The following is a 14,298-nucleotide window of genomic DNA, read 5'->3' as shown; positions in this document are numbered from 1 at the left end:
ATGCAGGACGTATATCAAAAGATCACCGCTCTTCTGAACGAAGTGCCCGCGAAACTTCCCGATGCTTATGACCAGGACTGGACGCGCTGCATCAAGAGCGAGCTGGCCGAGCTCGGGGCCGAGCGTGATCACATCGTTTATGCCAATGGCATCGAGGCGCAGCAGGTGCGCGGCGAGTGGGTCTATGATGTGACCTGGGCGCAGGAATCGCCTGATGAAAGTGGGGAGAGCAATACGAAACGCATTGTGCTCGCCTGCGAATGCGAATGGGCGCGCAATTGGGGCGATGTCTGGGACGATTTCGACAAGCTCCTGCAATCGCGCGCCGACTACCGGGTTTTCATCACTCACCAGTTCGGCGGGCAAAGCGTCGATGAAATTACAGAAAAACTGATCAAGCGTGTCGATGCTTATGAGCAGACCTCGCCGGGCGACACCTATCTGCTGGCGGTCTATGACAACGAGACGCAGACATTCTCGCCGACTTTGCTCGAAGTCTTGATGCCGGACAATCTGCGCGCCACGCGGCTGATGATTTAATCCGTCTCTGTCAGATAGAAGGCATCGCCGTTTTGGTGCAGCGGAAGCTGTGTCAGGCTTTTGCCTGCGCAGGGTCCGCCGGTGCACAGCCCCGTTTCGATCTCGAAGCTCGCCGCATGGGCCGAGCAGAGAAGATGGGTCTCGGCCTGATTGAGAAAGCGGTTACGCATGCGGTTGAGCGGCTGGCCTGCATGAGGGCAGATATTGAGGTAAGCGAAGACGCTATCACCCTTGCGCACGAGAAAGATGTTGTGCGGGCGGTCCTGCACGTGCACCTCGGCTTCCTTCGTGCCGGGATTGTCGAGATCGCTAAGGCGGCAGAGAAAAATCATGGGGCGCCGTGATTGCTGAGAAGCTGCCCCCTCACCCCGGCCCTCTTCCCCAAGGGAGAGGGGTTTTCGTTTTCCCTCGCCCCTTCAGGGGAGAGGGAGGGGCCCGCCGCCGCAGGCGGTGGGAGGGTGAGGGGCGCTCTCTATTTATTCTTGGAAAGCGGTACTTTCTTCAAACCGCCTTTCTTGCAGATGAGCTTCCATTCCTCCGCGCGCACGGGGGAAACGGAAAGGCGGGACTGTTTGAGAAGCGCCATCTCGGCGAGCGCCGGGTCTTCCTTGATATCGGCAAGGGAGACGGGCTCGGGCACGGTTTCCACCGCCTTGATGTCCACCATGCCGAAGCGGCCTGAGGCGTCGCTGTTATCGGGGTAATGCTCCTTGATCACCTCGACGATGCCGACGATGCGTTTTTCATCCACCGAGTGATAGAAGAAGCCGAGATCGCCCTTCTTCATGGCCTTCATATTGTTATTGGCCTGGTAGTTGCGCACGCCGTCCCAGTGTTCGCCCTTGGCGCCGCGTTTGAGCTGGTCGTCCCAACCCCAGGTGGAAGGTTCGGATTTGAAAAGCCAGTAAGCCATGTTCCCTCCGCGCCCGTTTGAGCCCCGCGCTTATTGATCCTTGAGCAGCCATTTCCAGGCGCGCACTTCCACGCTCTCGAAAACGCCGTTCACTTTGTAAGGATCGGCGTCGACGAGTTTCTGCGCGGCGGCGCGGTCCGCGACATCGATGACGAGCATGGAGCCGTTCATGATCTCTCCATCATCGCTCGTAAAAGGCCCGCCGAGTTTCACGGCGCCGCTCTCACCCCAATGTTTGAGATGGGCGTCCCGGTTGGCAAGACGTTTGTCGAGCGCATCTTTTTTATCCGTGCCGATAATGCAGAACAGCATGATGTTTCCTTATCTCAGTCTTCATTCGTAAAAGGGCGGGCAAGCAGCGCGGCGATCGCGTCATCCACGCCGCTCTTGCCCGAAAGGATGTTATGCACCGCCTCGCAGATCGGCATGCCGATGCCTTTGGCGGCGGCAAGGCGCATCACGGCCTCGGCGGTATAGACGCCTTCGGAGACGGAAGAGCGCGCACCCAGAATGTCTTCAAGCGTCTTGCCTTCCCCCAGCGCAAAACCGAGCGACATGTTCCGGCTTTGCCGGGAGCCGCAGGTGAGGATGAGATCGCCGAGGCCCGACAGGCCTTTCAATGTCGCGGGCTTTGCGCCCAGCGCCTCGCCGAAGCGGCTCATTTCCATGAAACCGCGCGCGGTCAGCGCGGCGCGGGCGCTGTCGCCGAAGGCCTTGCCCTCGACAATACCGCAGGCAATGGCAAGCACGTTTTTCACCGCCCCGCCGATCTGCGCGCCGATGACATCGGTGCTGAGATAGGGCCGGAAAGTCGGCACGCCGATCGCCTCCACAAGCTGCGCGCCCAGCGCTTCATCGGCGCAGGCAAGCGTGACGGCGGTGGGCAGGCCGCGGGCGACATCTGCGGCAAAGCTCGGGCCGGAAAGGACGGCGAGCCTGGCTTCAGGCGCTTCTTCACCGGCGACCTCGCTCATCAACTTGCCGCTCGCCGTCTCGATGCCCTTGGCGCAAAGGACGAGCGGGGTGCCGGACTTCAGATGGGGGGCGAGACCCGCGGTCACGGCGCGCAGGTGCTGGGCCGGGGCGACATGCAAAATCGCCTCCGCCCCGGCCAGTTCGGCAAAATCGGAGGTGGCGCGGATCGCCGGATCGAGCGCGATGCCGGGCAGGAAGGGGGTGTTCTCGTGACCCTTATTGACGGCGGCCACGACTTCTTCTTCCCGGGCCCAGAGCGTAATCTTACGCCCGGCGCGGGCGGCAACTGAGGCCAGCGCCGTGCCCCAGGCGCCGCCGCCGATCACGGCAATGCGGGAAAGGGGAGTATCAGCCATGGGCGCAGCCCCCCGGCAGGGCTGTTCTACCCTGAAAAAATAGTGAACGAATCATTGATTGTTCATTTTTCATTGTTTCTTCCGCGGCGGAGCCTACAATTGTTTGTATGATCTGTCCCGACGAGATGCGCGAAAAAATCATCGCTGCCGCCAAGCAGCGCTTTTTCCATTACGGCTATGCCAAGACGACCATGGCGGAGCTTGCCGGTGACTGCGATATGTCGCCGGGCAACCTCTACCGCTATTTCCCCGGCAAGCTCGATATTGCCGAGGAGATTTGCCGGCGCGCCTCGATCCAGACGGCGGAAGAATTGCAGCGCATTCTGGAAGAGCCGGGGCTTTCGGCGCGCGAGCGGCTCTGGCGCTTTTTGCTGCAGGACCTGCGCTCGACTTTCGAGACGCTGGAAGAAGACCCGAAGATCGTGGATATGGCGCAGATCGTCACCGCCGAGCGGCCGTCCTTTCACAATGAAGGGCTGAAGCGGGAGCGGGATGTGATTGCGCGTATTCTGGAAATGGGGGTTGCGGCGGGCGAGTTCCGCTTAAAGGATCCGGCGGCGGCCTGCGCCGAGTTTATCCAGGCGGCCACGATGCGCTTTTCCTATCCCCAGCTTTTCTCGCGCCTCTCGCTGGAGCGGCTGGAATTCGAACTGGAGGGCGTTTTCAAGCTCATCACCGATGGGCTTGCCTGTCCGATCCAGGCGGCGGCGGAAGAAAAGGCCCGCCTTGCGCCGCAGGACGCTTGAGACTTTTTACTGAAAACCAGGTCCCAAAACAAAACTGGCGGCCTTGAGGCCGCCAGTCCGTATTCTTGCTCTTATGAAAGAGCGAAGGATCGCTTAGGCGAGTTTAAGGTTCTCTGCCGAGCTTTTGCCGTTTTTACCGGTCTGAAGTTCAAACTCCACCCGCTGGCCTTCGTTGATGCTGGACATGCCTGCGCGCTCCAGAGCGGAGATGTGCAGGAAAGCATCCTTGGAGCCATCGTCAGGCTCGATGAAGCCATAACCCTTGGTGGGGTTGAACCATTTAACTGTTCCGGTCGTCATAGATTTTCGCTTTCAAAAATATTGTAGAAGTCGCATGCCCGACGGGCATGTGACGGCAGCTCAAGTTTTCGGGGCAAATAGCTCGGGTCGCCTTGAAGGCCGATACGAAGCAGAGATGACCTAGCGCTCGAAACTGGCTTATCCACATTGCGCCTGGTCGCGGAGAAATACAAGCAGAATCACCAAGCATAGCTGCGGCGCTTTGGCCATGCCGGTTCAAGTCTGGCCCAGGTTCGATCCAAGTTCGATCCAAGGGGTGAATCGGGTTTGGGCGCCAAAATTTTTTGCCGGACGGGGCGCGGGGAAAGCCCGGTTTTCCGCCAGATTTTGTGCATTGCACAAAAAATATGGAATGAACGCTGAATAAAATTGATTTCATTCATTGTTTTTCGTTTATAGGTTCCCATATCCCTTCCATCGCGGGACGGAAAGGCTTGGAACCCCTCCCGCGAGCAAGTTTTGAAACGAGTTTGATAGCGATATTGACCTTTAGGGAGCCTCCCATGCTGAACATCAATCTTCATCAGCTGGCAAATCCTCAGACCTTCGTTGGCGTTGTTCTCGGCGCCTATGCCCTGCTTTTCATCGGCCAGGTGGCCGTGCAGGTGGCTTGATCGCGCTGCTTTGTTGCAGTGCGCTCTGAGAATACCAGTCTGTTCTTCCGATCCCCCGCCGGGCCCTCTCTCCCCCTCCCCCTTTGTTAGGGGACACTTGTTATTGCAGTACCGGGATTTGGCGGCATTAGGCGGGATATACTGGGACAAACCTTAGTTTTCCGGGCATTTCGCGCCGCCGTTCCGTGCCGCCGCCGCGACGCGTTGTTTTTGCAGTAAGGCTGATTTGCACCGGCACCGCCAGTTAAATTTGCAATCGGCCCGGCGCTTCTGACCGTCCTCCTAGAGCGCTCTCAGCCGCGCGTTAAAGCATCTCTCAGGACAAGCGAATAAGCGCGTAAAAGCGGCTCTGAGAGCCGTTTGAGATGTCTAAAAGCGCTGCTCTCAATGACAGCCCAGCGCGTTGTGCTACGCGAGTTGAGGCGTCGGAATGCGCCCGAGTTTGGGGCCGAAACTCGGGCGATGATGCGCGAGTTTCTTCAGGCCGCCCGACTTCGGGTTTTCTGCTTTATATTCAATAGCTTGAGTGTTTTCTAAGAGCGGGCAGCCAGAGCCAAACTCGGGCGGTATTTCTCTAAAGCCGCTTCACTGCCGCAACCACACGGCCATAGATTGTCAGGTGGCTTTTGCGGGCCGGATCTATGGTTTCATCAGCATAATTCGGGTTGTCACTTCGCAGAACGAGCCGGCCATCCGTCAGGCAGGTAATTCGCTTCACGATGCAGCCTTCGTCCACCACAAGCACATAGATGGCGTCACCGCTGATCCGCTCGATGCTCGTGTTGATGATGAGTACATCGCCATCGCCAAAGGTCGGCTCCATCGAATCCCCTGCGACGTAAAGCCCGGCAAGAGATCGGGGAGATGTGTTGAGCAGATGCGCTGCCAAGGCCGGGTCGAATGCCAGGCCAGGCGAAGGAAAACCGGCTTCGTTGACTGCCCCCGAGCCTGCTGCGGCACGAGCAGTATAGAGCGGGAAGGTAATCCAATCCGGATGCTCTTCATCTGCAGGGGCGATATCGCGCTCGCGATTACCGCCAGCAATCCAGCCTAAATCGATGTCCTTCCCCGCACATAGCTTGGCGACCGCTATGAATGGGACCTTCGCCTGGCCTTTCAGCCACTTGCGAAGCTGCTCATCTGTGACGCCAGCAACGCCCGCCGCCTCTCGGCGGCTTGCGTAAAGGTTCACGACCTCCTGCAATCTCTGCAGGAAAGCATCCCCCTCAAATTCTATGCCCCGCATCTTAGACATTCTGCGGGAGGCGATAAAAATCGCCCTCATATAGCGTTTTTTGTTTGGACATAACGACGAAAATCGCTATCCTTTGCTCGTTCTAGCAAATCACCATTCAACAAAACCCGGCCTGGCAGGGCCGGGAAAATGGGTGACCCGATGACCGATCAAGCCTCCCATGATTGGGATCGTATCCGGATTCTTTATGAGTTGAAACGCGCTGGTGTCGCGAGTTTTTACGCGCTCGACCGATCACATAAACTGCCACTTTCAACTTGCTCAAAAGCAGCGTCTATTCCCAACACACGCGGCGAGCGCGTGATCGCTAAGGCGCTGGGGCGTCCCCCCCATCAAATCTGGCCCAGCCGGTACGACGCCAAGGGGCGGCGTCTGCGTCCTCAACCTGCAGAAAACTATAAGCAGCGCGCCGAAGGGCGTCACTGTCAAATCGGCGAGGCGGCTTAGACATGAGCCAGGCGCTTCGCTCTCCAACCTTTTCTTGTGAGCGATCCCTGTTAGCTCACAGCCCGCGTCCTGGCCGGTGTGGTGGCCCTCAGCTCCTGACGCCTTTCCGGCCGGGACGCCTCTCCCAAACAATTCTTGCAACAGGCCGGCCTAACGTGCCGCTGAAGAAGCGAGTGAGGTAACGCAATGAGTGTGATGCGGCAGGTTTCCCTTTCAGAGATCAAGGTCGGACAGCGTCTCCGGCGCGTCGATCCCGATCATGTCGAGGTGATTGCTCAGTCCATGCGGGACTGCGGCAAGGTACTCACGCCCTTGACGGTGCGGGAGGATAAGAAGAGCGGCGAGGTTCATCTTATCGCGGGGGCTCACCGTCTGGCAGCGGCAAAGAAGGCTGGCTTCGAAACCGTCCCTTGCGAGATCCATAAGAACCTGTCGCCTGCCGAAGCCCGGCTCATGGAGATCGACGAGAACCTGTGCCGTCATGAACTCAATCCGCTCGATCGGGCAGCTTTTCTGGCCGAGCGGAAGGCCGTTTATGAAACACTTTACCCCGCAACCAAAGCCGGGGTAGCGGGGGCAAATGCCCGTCACGGATCTGCAAACGACATGATGTCGTTTGCAGACGACATCGCGGAGAAGACCGGCTGGAGCAAGCGAACGATTGAGCGCCATGTGCGGCTTCATCAGCGTTTGGACCCGCAAGCCCGCAAGAAGATCATCGGCACGGACATCGCCCGTAACCAAAGCGAGCTGCTGTCCCTCGTGCGTTTTGAGCCAGAGCGTCAACGGGAGATTGTGAAGCTCCTGATGCAGGGTGACGGCGAAATCAAGCGCGTCGGTCAGGCAGCTGCCAAGCTCGAAGGCCGCAGTACCGGCCCGGACAAACAGAGCCGCGAAGCGAAGGTCGCCCGTGCGGTCGAAGCCTGGAACCGCCTCGACAAGCGCGGACAAGACATGCTGCTCGATCACATTGGCATCGAGCGCCTTTATACCTTCCTCAATTCCCGCACCCCAAAGCTGGAGGTCGCTGACTGATGGCACGGGTGCGCGGCGATAAAAAGACGCTCGACCTTCTGACCTGGCGCCCGGAAGCGCCCAAGGTCGACAGATTTGATCCGGTGACCGTGCGCGCCGGAACGATCGGCGCTCGCGTCAGCAAAGCCGTCTCCCAGGTCCTTAACGATGCAAAAGCCCGTGAGGAGAACCCGCTCGACCGAGACGAGATCGCGGAAAAGATGACCGAATTTCTCGGCCTGGGCGAGGACGACAAGGTATCGGCACATATTCTCAACGCCTATGCGAGCGGCGCGCGGGAGGCTCACAATATCTCGGTTGTAAGGGCTGTCGCGCTTGCCCATGCCACCAGCGATTTCCGCCTTCTCAACCTCCTTGCCGAAGAGCTCGACCTTTGTGTGATCCCGCGCCGCTACGAGAACGCTGTGCGTGAAGCGATCCTCGCCGAGCAGATCGAAAACATGAACGACGAGCTGAAGGCTCTGCGGCGGGGGAGAAAATCATGATCGAAACCTTCGCTCATAAGCAGATCGCATCCTGGCTTACCGCCGATGAAATCGCCGCGCTCAACCTGCCGGGTCTTCCGTCTGATGTTAGTAACATTCGCAAGCTTGCGAAACGTGAAGGCTGGAAAGACAGGCTGAATGCTGCCGGCGAGCCGATGGCGCGGCGGCGCAAGGGGCGAGGCGGCGGTTACGAGTATCACATTTCCTTGCTGCCGATGCGCGCGCAGGTGGTGTTGCTCGGACGCGTGGGGTCGAAACAAAACCCTGCCGAGCCCAAAGCGCAGAGCTCTGAGCTTTGGGACTGGTATAACCGCCAGCCGGATACGAAGAAATCAAAGGCCGAAGACCGCCTTCGGACATTGAACGCTGTGTTCGCGCTCGAACATGGCGGCATGATCCGCAACCTCGCGGTGCATGAGGCAGCCAAGAAAGAGAAGGTCAGCCCGCGCACCGTCTATAACTGGCTGGACCTGGTCGCGGGCGCACCCCGCTCAGACTGGTTACCGCGCCTTTGCCCCCGGCATGCGGGAAGAACGCAGACCGTCGAATGCGATCCGCGCGCCTGGCAAACGCTGCTGGCCGATTATCTCCGCCAATCCCAACGGCCTTTCGAAATCTGTTATGAGGATCTGAAACGCCTCGCCGATCAGAAAGGCTGGAGCCTTCCTTCCGCGCGTACTTTGAAGCGCCGTATCGACCAGGAAATTCCGAAACCCGTTCTCGTCCTGCACCGTCAAGGCCCGCGCGCGCTGGCCCGGATGTATCCGCCTCAGGAGCGTGACCGCACGGCGCTTCACGCGCTGGAGGCTGTCAACGTGGATGGTCATAAATGGGATGTCTTCGTCCGTTGGCCGGACGGAACGATAGCCCGCCCGCTCATGGTCGCCATTCAAGACCTCTTCTCGAACAAGATACTGGGCTGGCGAATTGACCGGAGCGAGAACACCGACCTGGTCCGGCTCGCGTTTAAAGATGTTTTCGAAGCCTTTGGCATTCCCGACAGGTGTCTTCTCGATAACGGCCGAGCCTTCGCTTCGAAATATATTTCCGGCGGAACGCCTAATCGCTTCCGCTTCAAGGTGAAGCCGGAAGAGCCCGTCGGCATTCTGACGGCACTCGGCATCGATCTGCGCTGGGCAACCCCCTATAGTGGCCAGTCCAAGCCGATCGAGCGCGCCTTCCGGGAGCTTTGTGACCGGATCGCCAAACACCCGGCTTGCGAAGGGGCTTATACCGGTAACTCGCCGGAAGCGAAGCCGGAGAATTACGGCAGCCGCGCCATCGATCTGGGTGATTTTCTGCAGATCGTCGAGCAAGGCATCCGCTTCTTCAACGCCAAGCCGGGGCGCCGCACGAAGGTTTGCGGCGGGACGCTCAGCTTCGATGAGGCTTTCGAGCGCAGCTACGCGGCATCCGCGATCAGAAAGGCTGGGCCCGAGCAGCTTCAAATGTGCTTGCTTGCTGCGGAGTCCGTTCGGCCGAACAAATATGACGGAAGCATTCGCCTTCTCGGCAACCGGTACTGGGCCGAGAGCTTACACGATTATCTCGGCAAGCCGGTCACCGTCCGCTTCGATCCCGATAACCTTCATGATGGTGTCCACATTTACCGGACCGATGGTTCTTATGTCGGCTTTGCCGAATGCATTGAAGCGGCCGGGTTCTTCGATGCGGAAAGCGCCCGCGCCCATGCCCGCGACCGCCGTGCTTTTGTGAGAAAGACGAAAGAACTGGCGACGATGGAGAAGCAGCTTTCCGCGTCTCAGCTGGCCGACCTTTATGCCGGGATCGAGGTCGAGGATCGCGAGCCGCCTTCATCGAAAGTCGTGCGGGCCATCGTCGGCAACACGGCCCGGAAGGCAGAAGAGCAGCCCGATGAGGAGGAGATCAACTTCACCTCCGCTTTGAGCGCCGGTCTGACGCTCGTGCAAGGCGGAAAAGAATTGTGAGGACGCGGCAGGTTTGACGGCCCCGCGTCCTCACTGAAACCGGCGGTCCAGAGAAGGACTGCCAATCCACATGGGAGAAACTACATGTCTGATGCGGCAAACGAAAGAACCTTTACACCGGAAGAGCACCAGGCCGTGCGGGATCAGATCCGCGCGATTATGGAGACCGAAGACAAAAGCCAAGCAGCCTTGGCGAAGGAAGTAGGCATTGCCTATGGCACCTTCACGGGGTGGCTAAGCGGTTCTTACCAGGGCAATAACGATAGGATCACGGCGGCGGTCCAGATCTGGCTTGCCGGGCGGGAGGAGAAGAAGCGGCAAAAGGCAATCGTGCCCCGAGCCCCGGAGTTCATTCTGACGCCTTCCGCGCAGGATTTCATCGAGGCGCTGCGCTTCGCTCAGATCATGCCGGAAATCTCCGTCATTGCCGGTGGCGCGGGCATCGGAAAAACAACGTCCATCCACGAATATGCGCGCAAGAACCGGAACGTGTGGATCGCCACGATGGACCCGTCCACATCGAGCATTCACACGATGCTGAGCGAGGTGTGCGAGGCGATGGACCTTGTGGAGCGGTCCGCCTCCAAGCTCGCCCGCGCCGTTGCCCGCCGTGTTGAAGGTTCGGGTGGGCTCATCATTATCGATGAGGCGCAGCACCTGAAGTCCGAGGCGCTTGATCAGCTCCGCTCGATCTATGACCGGGCGGACGGGAGCGTCGGCATTGCGCTAGTCGGGAATGAAAGCGTCTATACGCGTCTTGAAGGCGAGGGGCGCAAAGCAACATTCGCCCAGCTTTTCTCCCGCGTCGGCGTCCGTGTAACGCAGGCGCGTCCGAAGGCGAAAGACATCTGCGCCATCATCGATGCCTGGAAGATCACCGAAGATGAAGAAGTCCGGCTGCTCAAGGCCATCGGCCGTAAGCCAGGCGCTCTGCGCGGCCTCACGAAATGCCTCCAGCTTGCAACGGTTCTGGCTTCAGGTGAAGGCGAAGAGCGGAACCTCAAACACATCAAGGCTGCGTTTGAGCGGCTCTCCACATCTTCAGCTGCGTGAGGTGCCTCATGATCAGTAATGACATCCGCAATCTGAAAGCATCCATGAAGGCTCACTACGAGTGCGGTCAGCTTTCGCCGGGTTTCTTCAACGCCTTTCTTGCCAAGCTGGACGCTCTCGCTGAGCAAGCGGAAGGCATGGAACGCTCCAGCGTTGCGCCGCATGCCCGGCGCTCCTGCGTACAGCTTGAGCTCATCAAGGGAGGCCAATCATGATTGCCGCTTCCAACACTGCGCCCATCGATGTAGTTGCCGTGGCAACCGACATTTTGAACAAGGGCGCGCGCCGCGAAACGATGGCAAGCCAGCAAGAAATCCGGGCGCTGGCTGCAGCTGTTCTTGATTTCTCCGCTTCTCTTCACCTGGCCGCGAGCAGCCTCGGCCTTCTGTCGGCTCTCGCCTCAGACCCGGCTTCGCCTGGTCTGAGGATCGAAGCGATAGGCGGCTTCGCTGCGCTCGAAGGCGAGCTTATGAGAATGGGCTTTCTAACCCGCAAATCGGACGATGAAAGAGGTGCGGCATGAGAGAGCTCGCTCTTATCAAATCGGTCGTGGCCGAGCACTACGGCATTGAGCCGCGGCTTCTTGAAAGGAAACACGGGGCGAGGCGTCATGCCCGTCCGCGTGAACTCGCCTGCTATTTGGCCAGCCACATGTTCGATTTCTCTTATGGCGAAATCGGGCTGGCATTCGGCAACAGAGAGCAGAGCGCCGTTCGGGCGCTCATCAAAAAAACCGAGAAGAAACTGAGTGCCGCCGCAAGTACCGCGATGGCGGAAGAGATCGCGGAACTAAAGCTCGAAATCGAGAGAAAGTTGCCGTCCATCTCTGGCGCCGGTGACAGCCAAATTACGGCTCGCATCAACTCGCTTTTCCTCCTTATCGAAACGGCCCGCACGGAGCTTGCCGAACTTCAGCGTCTCATCATTCGGGAGAGAACGTCATGTACCAGCTTTTCCGCCGCTTCTTCAAGCGAGCCGCGCGACCTTTCAGGCAGCAATGGCGCTGGATCTGCACCGCTTATGGACCGCAATCCGGTTCGCGAGGGAGGCGTTCATGAGTGATTTTTCTGAGATCGAATGCTTGACCAAGGCATATGCCGACGCCCGGTCCGAACTCGGTGATGCGGTTGCCGAACTCGAAGCGGAGATGACCGGCCTCAAACGGCGCAGGCTTCGGCGCATCAGGAACCTGGCCGAGAAAGCTGCCAATGCGCATGCGGAGCTACAGGCGACAATAGACGAAAGTCGAGCGCTTTTTAAAAAGCCGAAGACGCGCATTCTGCATGGCATCAAGGTCGGTATCATGAAGGAAAAGGGCAAGCTCAAATTCGATGCCGGCATGGTCGTGAAGCTTATCAAGCGCCACATGCCGGAGAAGGCTGACGCGCTCATTAATGTAACCGAGAAGCCTCAGAAGACTGCTCTCTCGGGTCTCACAGCAACCGACCTTAAAAAGCTTGGCGTGACGGTAATCGGGGGCGGTGAAGCCGTGGTCATTAAGCCTGCCGATAGTGAAATCGACAAACTGGTCGATGCGCTTCTCGATAAAGAGGTGGCGGCCGGGGAGGTTCAAGACAATGAGTGTGCTTAAAGATCCATCTCCCGAAGCAAAAGTCCTCTTCGCTGCCCTGGAAAGTGTCGACGGCCGGCAGAAGAGTTACGGACCTCCGGCGCGGTTCATGGAGCATGTTGCCGATCTGTGGCGCGCCCAGTTCGGCTGGGACGTCACGGGCGGCGATGTTGCCCAGGCCATGATCCTTTTCAAGCTGGCCCGTCTTTCCCATGACGCTGAGCACCATGATAGCTGGGTCGACATATCAGGTTATGCGGCCATCGGCGGCGCGGGAACCAAAAAAGAGGGTGCATGATGGAAACCCTCACGCCCGCACAAAAGATCGATATCGAAAGAGCAGCCCGCCAGTTCCTGCGCGCTGCCAAATCCAGCACGCCGGATCAGATGTGCTCCGCGCTGCGGGATCTCCGGCTTGCCTGCCGGGCGGAAGCGCGCGGGCTCACCGACCGGCAGGCAAAGGTGCTGCTCGCTATCGAGCGGTACATCTCTAAACACGGCCATGCGCCGGCCGTGCGCGAGCTTCAGGGCATCACTGGGTATCGGTCGACCGGCGGTATCGCCCGCATACTGGACCTTCTTGAAGAGCGCGGCCGGATCGTGCGCCGCCGCCGGTGCGCCCGCTCGGTTGAGGTGGTGAAGCCGCTCACGCTGGGCGATATGATGGAGATTGAAGGCAAATGAAAGCTGCCCGCAAACCTGCATCCTCCCGTCATTCTCTCTATGCGAAAATCTCGATCGCTCAGAAACAGCTTGGGCTCGATGAAGACACCTTCCGGGATATCTTGGAGGCACGTTACGAGGTGCGGTCGCGGACAAAGATGAGCGATGCGCAGCTTGTCGATCTTCTGAAACATTTCCAGGCACAAGGTTTCCAGCCTCGCCCGCGCTCTGGTAAGCCGAAGGGCGCGGCCCGCCGCGAGCACGGCAAGATGCGGGCGCTCTGGCTGTCACTGTACCACTTAGGCGTCGTGCATGACCCTTCGGACGGCGCGCTCGCTGCCTTTGCAAAACGCGTGACCGGCGGAAAGGCAGCTGGCGTTGACGCGCTTGCCTGGATCGCGGGTGAGGACGCCTCAACGGTGATAGAAGCGCTGAAGGATTGGGCCAGCCGTGACGGCGGCGTGAACTGGGAACCTTACGCGAGTACGAACGGCTCCTTTCACAATGAGCGGTGCCGCGTCATTGAAGCTCAATGGCAAAAGCTGCACGCTCTCAAAGCGGTCAGAATTGATGATCGCGGCGCGCTGGACAGGTGGGCCTGCCGGGCATTGGGCATTGCCTCACATAGTTCCATCACCCAATTAGATGCTGCGCAGCTGGATGCGCTCATCCGCCAATTCGGCGAGATGATCCGGCGCCGCCTGCCGGAGGAGCAATCATGAGAGCGCGGCGCTCCCGTCCCGGCCGGCATCTACGCCCGGTCGATGCGCTCAGGCTGCTTGGCCATGACGAGGAGCTCATGGCCTTTCACAAGCGCTGTATTGCCGATGGCTATGTTCTGAAGAAAACCGTCCGACCGTACCACCGCCAGGACGGCGGGCTCACGTGCCGTTTTATCTGGCGCAAACGGGCTGAAGATCCTGCGATGACCATCGAATACACGGTTCGCTGGAGAGTTGCCCGTGACTGAGGAAAAGAGCTGGCCCATAGGACTGCAGCGTCTTGCCGTGATCATTGGCCCGAAAGCTGCCCTGCAGCTGGCCGAACATTTCGGCGGCGTCCAGGACCAGTATATTCCGCGCCGCGCGCGGCTCGATCATCCCTTTACCGCTCTCATTGGTCTTGACCGCATGGAGCATCTTTGCGAAGCGCTTGGCGGCGAGCGCATTGATATCCCGAAGGGCACATATGCCAAGCTGAAGAAAGCGGAGATCATCGGTCAGCGCGGCAGCGCACGGTCGATTGCGCTGCGTGTCGGCTGCTCGATGCGCTATGTGAAGAAGATCCGCTCCGATCTTGTCGACGGGGACGCGGATGAGCCTGATCTCTTCACCGCGCCGGAGAAGAAACCGCACGATTGACGGCGGTCACCAGCTCTGCGATTTATAGACAGCACC

22 protein-coding genes are annotated in these 14,298 nt (G+C 59.2%); 16 read left to right on the top strand and 6 right to left on the bottom strand.

What is annotated here, in order from left to right:
- The gene (locus tag M2A_RS00685) at positions 1-540 is read left to right on the top strand and encodes a hypothetical protein (protein ID WP_045441727.1); all 540 of its coding nucleotides are present in this window, start codon (positions 1-3) and stop codon (positions 538-540) included.
- Here the strand turns inward: M2A_RS00685 and M2A_RS00680 are convergent.
- The 4 genes from M2A_RS00680 to M2A_RS00665 form a co-directional block, all read right to left on the bottom strand.
- The gene (locus tag M2A_RS00680) at positions 537-872 is read right to left on the bottom strand and encodes a Rieske (2Fe-2S) protein (RefSeq protein ID WP_045441724.1); all 336 of its coding nucleotides are present in this window, start codon (positions 870-872) and stop codon (positions 537-539) included. The genes M2A_RS00685 and M2A_RS00680 overlap by 4 nt on opposite strands.
- A gap of 140 nt (positions 873-1,012) precedes the next feature.
- The gene (locus M2A_RS00675; protein ID WP_045441722.1) at positions 1,013-1,453 is read right to left on the bottom strand and encodes an EVE domain-containing protein; all 441 of its coding nucleotides are present in this window, start codon (positions 1,451-1,453) and stop codon (positions 1,013-1,015) included.
- Positions 1,454-1,483: 30 nt separating this feature from the next.
- Positions 1,484-1,765: a YciI family protein gene (locus M2A_RS00670; protein WP_045441719.1), complete on the bottom strand. Its 282-nt coding sequence runs from the start codon at positions 1,763-1,765 to the stop codon at positions 1,484-1,486.
- A 14-nt stretch (positions 1,766-1,779) separates the two neighbouring features.
- Positions 1,780-2,784 carry an NAD(P)H-dependent glycerol-3-phosphate dehydrogenase gene (locus M2A_RS00665; protein WP_045441717.1) on the bottom strand — a complete coding sequence of 335 codons (1,005 nt, stop codon included), beginning with the start codon at positions 2,782-2,784 and terminating at the stop codon, positions 1,780-1,782.
- Between the two features lie 125 nt (positions 2,785-2,909).
- On the opposite strand from M2A_RS00665, the gene M2A_RS00660 reads away from it, so the two are divergent.
- Positions 2,910-3,530, top strand: a complete 621-nt coding sequence (locus tag M2A_RS00660) for a TetR/AcrR family transcriptional regulator (RefSeq protein WP_244444347.1) — start codon at positions 2,910-2,912, stop codon at positions 3,528-3,530.
- 93 nt (positions 3,531-3,623) lie between these two features.
- On the opposite strand, the gene M2A_RS00655 is transcribed toward M2A_RS00660, so the two are convergent.
- Complete coding sequence (locus M2A_RS00655; RefSeq protein ID WP_045441715.1) at positions 3,624-3,830, bottom strand: cold-shock protein; 207 nt, start codon at positions 3,828-3,830, stop codon at positions 3,624-3,626.
- Positions 3,831-5,018: 1,188 nt separating this feature from the next.
- Positions 5,019-5,636, bottom strand: a complete 618-nt coding sequence (locus M2A_RS00650) for a S24 family peptidase (protein ID WP_197052800.1) — start codon at positions 5,634-5,636, stop codon at positions 5,019-5,021.
- A gap of 204 nt (positions 5,637-5,840) precedes the next feature.
- On the opposite strand from M2A_RS00650, the gene M2A_RS17685 reads away from it, so the two are divergent.
- The 14 genes from M2A_RS17685 (at position 5,841) to M2A_RS00585 (ending at position 14,262) form a co-directional block, all read left to right on the top strand.
- Positions 5,841-6,146 (top strand): helix-turn-helix domain-containing protein, encoded by a 306-nt coding sequence (locus M2A_RS17685; protein ID WP_197052799.1) that lies wholly within the window; start codon positions 5,841-5,843, stop codon positions 6,144-6,146.
- A 186-nt stretch (positions 6,147-6,332) separates the two neighbouring features.
- Positions 6,333-7,181 carry a ParB N-terminal domain-containing protein gene (locus M2A_RS17015; protein WP_052379088.1) on the top strand — a complete coding sequence of 283 codons (849 nt, stop codon included), beginning with the start codon at positions 6,333-6,335 and terminating at the stop codon, positions 7,179-7,181.
- Positions 7,181-7,666 carry a hypothetical protein gene (locus M2A_RS00640; protein WP_045441713.1) on the top strand — a complete coding sequence of 162 codons (486 nt, stop codon included), beginning with the start codon at positions 7,181-7,183 and terminating at the stop codon, positions 7,664-7,666. The genes M2A_RS17015 and M2A_RS00640 overlap by 1 nt, the downstream gene beginning before the upstream one ends.
- Positions 7,663-9,615 (top strand): transposase domain-containing protein, encoded by a 1,953-nt coding sequence (locus M2A_RS00635; protein WP_045441711.1) that lies wholly within the window; start codon positions 7,663-7,665, stop codon positions 9,613-9,615. Before M2A_RS00640 ends, M2A_RS00635 begins: the two co-directional genes overlap by 4 nt.
- Positions 9,616-9,699: 84 nt before the next feature.
- The gene (locus tag M2A_RS00630) at positions 9,700-10,668 is read left to right on the top strand and encodes an AAA family ATPase (protein WP_052379087.1); all 969 of its coding nucleotides are present in this window, start codon (positions 9,700-9,702) and stop codon (positions 10,666-10,668) included.
- Between the two features lie 8 nt (positions 10,669-10,676).
- Positions 10,677-10,883: a hypothetical protein gene (locus tag M2A_RS00625; RefSeq protein ID WP_045441708.1), complete on the top strand. Its 207-nt coding sequence runs from the start codon at positions 10,677-10,679 to the stop codon at positions 10,881-10,883.
- On the top strand, positions 10,880-11,191 hold the full coding sequence (locus M2A_RS00620) for a hypothetical protein (protein WP_045441705.1): 312 nt from the start codon (positions 10,880-10,882) through the stop codon (positions 11,189-11,191). Before M2A_RS00625 ends, M2A_RS00620 begins: the two co-directional genes overlap by 4 nt.
- Positions 11,188-11,730: a helix-turn-helix domain-containing protein gene (locus M2A_RS00615; RefSeq protein ID WP_045441702.1), complete on the top strand. Its 543-nt coding sequence runs from the start codon at positions 11,188-11,190 to the stop codon at positions 11,728-11,730. The genes M2A_RS00620 and M2A_RS00615 overlap by 4 nt, the downstream gene beginning before the upstream one ends.
- A complete protein-coding gene (locus M2A_RS00610) occupies positions 11,723-12,259 on the top strand; it encodes a host-nuclease inhibitor Gam family protein (protein ID WP_045441699.1) in 537 nt (178 codons plus the stop codon). Before M2A_RS00615 ends, M2A_RS00610 begins: the two co-directional genes overlap by 8 nt.
- Entirely contained in the window at positions 12,246-12,536 is a 291-nt protein-coding gene (locus tag M2A_RS17920; protein ID WP_045441696.1) for a DUF6378 domain-containing protein, read from the top strand. Before M2A_RS00610 ends, M2A_RS17920 begins: the two co-directional genes overlap by 14 nt.
- Complete coding sequence (locus M2A_RS00600; protein ID WP_081875271.1) at positions 12,533-12,922, top strand: LexA family protein; 390 nt, start codon at positions 12,533-12,535, stop codon at positions 12,920-12,922. The genes M2A_RS17920 and M2A_RS00600 overlap by 4 nt, the downstream gene beginning before the upstream one ends.
- Positions 12,919-13,623 (top strand): regulatory protein GemA, encoded by a 705-nt coding sequence (locus M2A_RS17005; RefSeq protein WP_052379085.1) that lies wholly within the window; start codon positions 12,919-12,921, stop codon positions 13,621-13,623. Before M2A_RS00600 ends, M2A_RS17005 begins: the two co-directional genes overlap by 4 nt.
- Complete coding sequence (locus M2A_RS17915; RefSeq protein WP_156101648.1) at positions 13,620-13,871, top strand: hypothetical protein; 252 nt, start codon at positions 13,620-13,622, stop codon at positions 13,869-13,871. The genes M2A_RS17005 and M2A_RS17915 overlap by 4 nt, the downstream gene beginning before the upstream one ends.
- Complete coding sequence (locus M2A_RS00585; RefSeq protein ID WP_156101647.1) at positions 13,864-14,262, top strand: hypothetical protein; 399 nt, start codon at positions 13,864-13,866, stop codon at positions 14,260-14,262. The genes M2A_RS17915 and M2A_RS00585 overlap by 8 nt, the downstream gene beginning before the upstream one ends.
- The last annotated feature ends 36 nt before the right edge of the window (positions 14,263-14,298 follow it).

The sequence above is a fragment of the Tepidicaulis marinus genome, assembly GCF_000739695.1.
Taxonomy (GTDB): Bacteria; Pseudomonadota; Alphaproteobacteria; order Parvibaculales; family Parvibaculaceae; genus Tepidicaulis; species Tepidicaulis marinus.
The sequence above is the reverse complement of the archived record's forward strand: the minus strand, read 5'-3'. Positions and strand labels throughout refer to the sequence as shown.

Coding starts and splice junctions, on each gene's coding strand:
- M2A_RS00685 (WP_045441727.1), top strand. CDS start 1: ATGCAGGACGTATATCAAAAGATCACCGCTCTTCTGAACGAAGTGCCC.
- M2A_RS00680 (WP_045441724.1), bottom strand. CDS start 872: ATGATTTTTCTCTGCCGCCTTAGCGATCTCGACAATCCCGGCACGAAG.
- M2A_RS00675 (WP_045441722.1), bottom strand. CDS start 1,453: ATGGCTTACTGGCTTTTCAAATCCGAACCTTCCACCTGGGGTTGGGAC.
- M2A_RS00670 (WP_045441719.1), bottom strand. CDS start 1,765: ATGCTGTTCTGCATTATCGGCACGGATAAAAAAGATGCGCTCGACAAA.
- M2A_RS00665 (WP_045441717.1), bottom strand. CDS start 2,784: ATGGCTGATACTCCCCTTTCCCGCATTGCCGTGATCGGCGGCGGCGCC.
- M2A_RS00660 (WP_244444347.1), top strand. CDS start 2,910: ATGCGCGAAAAAATCATCGCTGCCGCCAAGCAGCGCTTTTTCCATTAC.
- M2A_RS00655 (WP_045441715.1), bottom strand. CDS start 3,830: ATGACGACCGGAACAGTTAAATGGTTCAACCCCACCAAGGGTTATGGC.
- M2A_RS17685 (WP_197052799.1), top strand. CDS start 5,841: ATGACCGATCAAGCCTCCCATGATTGGGATCGTATCCGGATTCTTTAT.
- M2A_RS17015 (WP_052379088.1), top strand. CDS start 6,333: ATGAGTGTGATGCGGCAGGTTTCCCTTTCAGAGATCAAGGTCGGACAG.
- M2A_RS00640 (WP_045441713.1), top strand. CDS start 7,181: ATGGCACGGGTGCGCGGCGATAAAAAGACGCTCGACCTTCTGACCTGG.
- M2A_RS00635 (WP_045441711.1), top strand. CDS start 7,663: ATGATCGAAACCTTCGCTCATAAGCAGATCGCATCCTGGCTTACCGCC.
- M2A_RS00630 (WP_052379087.1), top strand. CDS start 9,700: ATGTCTGATGCGGCAAACGAAAGAACCTTTACACCGGAAGAGCACCAG.
- M2A_RS00625 (WP_045441708.1), top strand. CDS start 10,677: ATGATCAGTAATGACATCCGCAATCTGAAAGCATCCATGAAGGCTCAC.
- M2A_RS00620 (WP_045441705.1), top strand. CDS start 10,880: ATGATTGCCGCTTCCAACACTGCGCCCATCGATGTAGTTGCCGTGGCA.
- M2A_RS00615 (WP_045441702.1), top strand. CDS start 11,188: ATGAGAGAGCTCGCTCTTATCAAATCGGTCGTGGCCGAGCACTACGGC.
- M2A_RS00610 (WP_045441699.1), top strand. CDS start 11,723: ATGAGTGATTTTTCTGAGATCGAATGCTTGACCAAGGCATATGCCGAC.
- M2A_RS17920 (WP_045441696.1), top strand. CDS start 12,246: ATGAGTGTGCTTAAAGATCCATCTCCCGAAGCAAAAGTCCTCTTCGCT.
- M2A_RS00600 (WP_081875271.1), top strand. CDS start 12,533: ATGATGGAAACCCTCACGCCCGCACAAAAGATCGATATCGAAAGAGCA.
- M2A_RS17005 (WP_052379085.1), top strand. CDS start 12,919: ATGAAAGCTGCCCGCAAACCTGCATCCTCCCGTCATTCTCTCTATGCG.
- M2A_RS17915 (WP_156101648.1), top strand. CDS start 13,620: ATGAGAGCGCGGCGCTCCCGTCCCGGCCGGCATCTACGCCCGGTCGAT.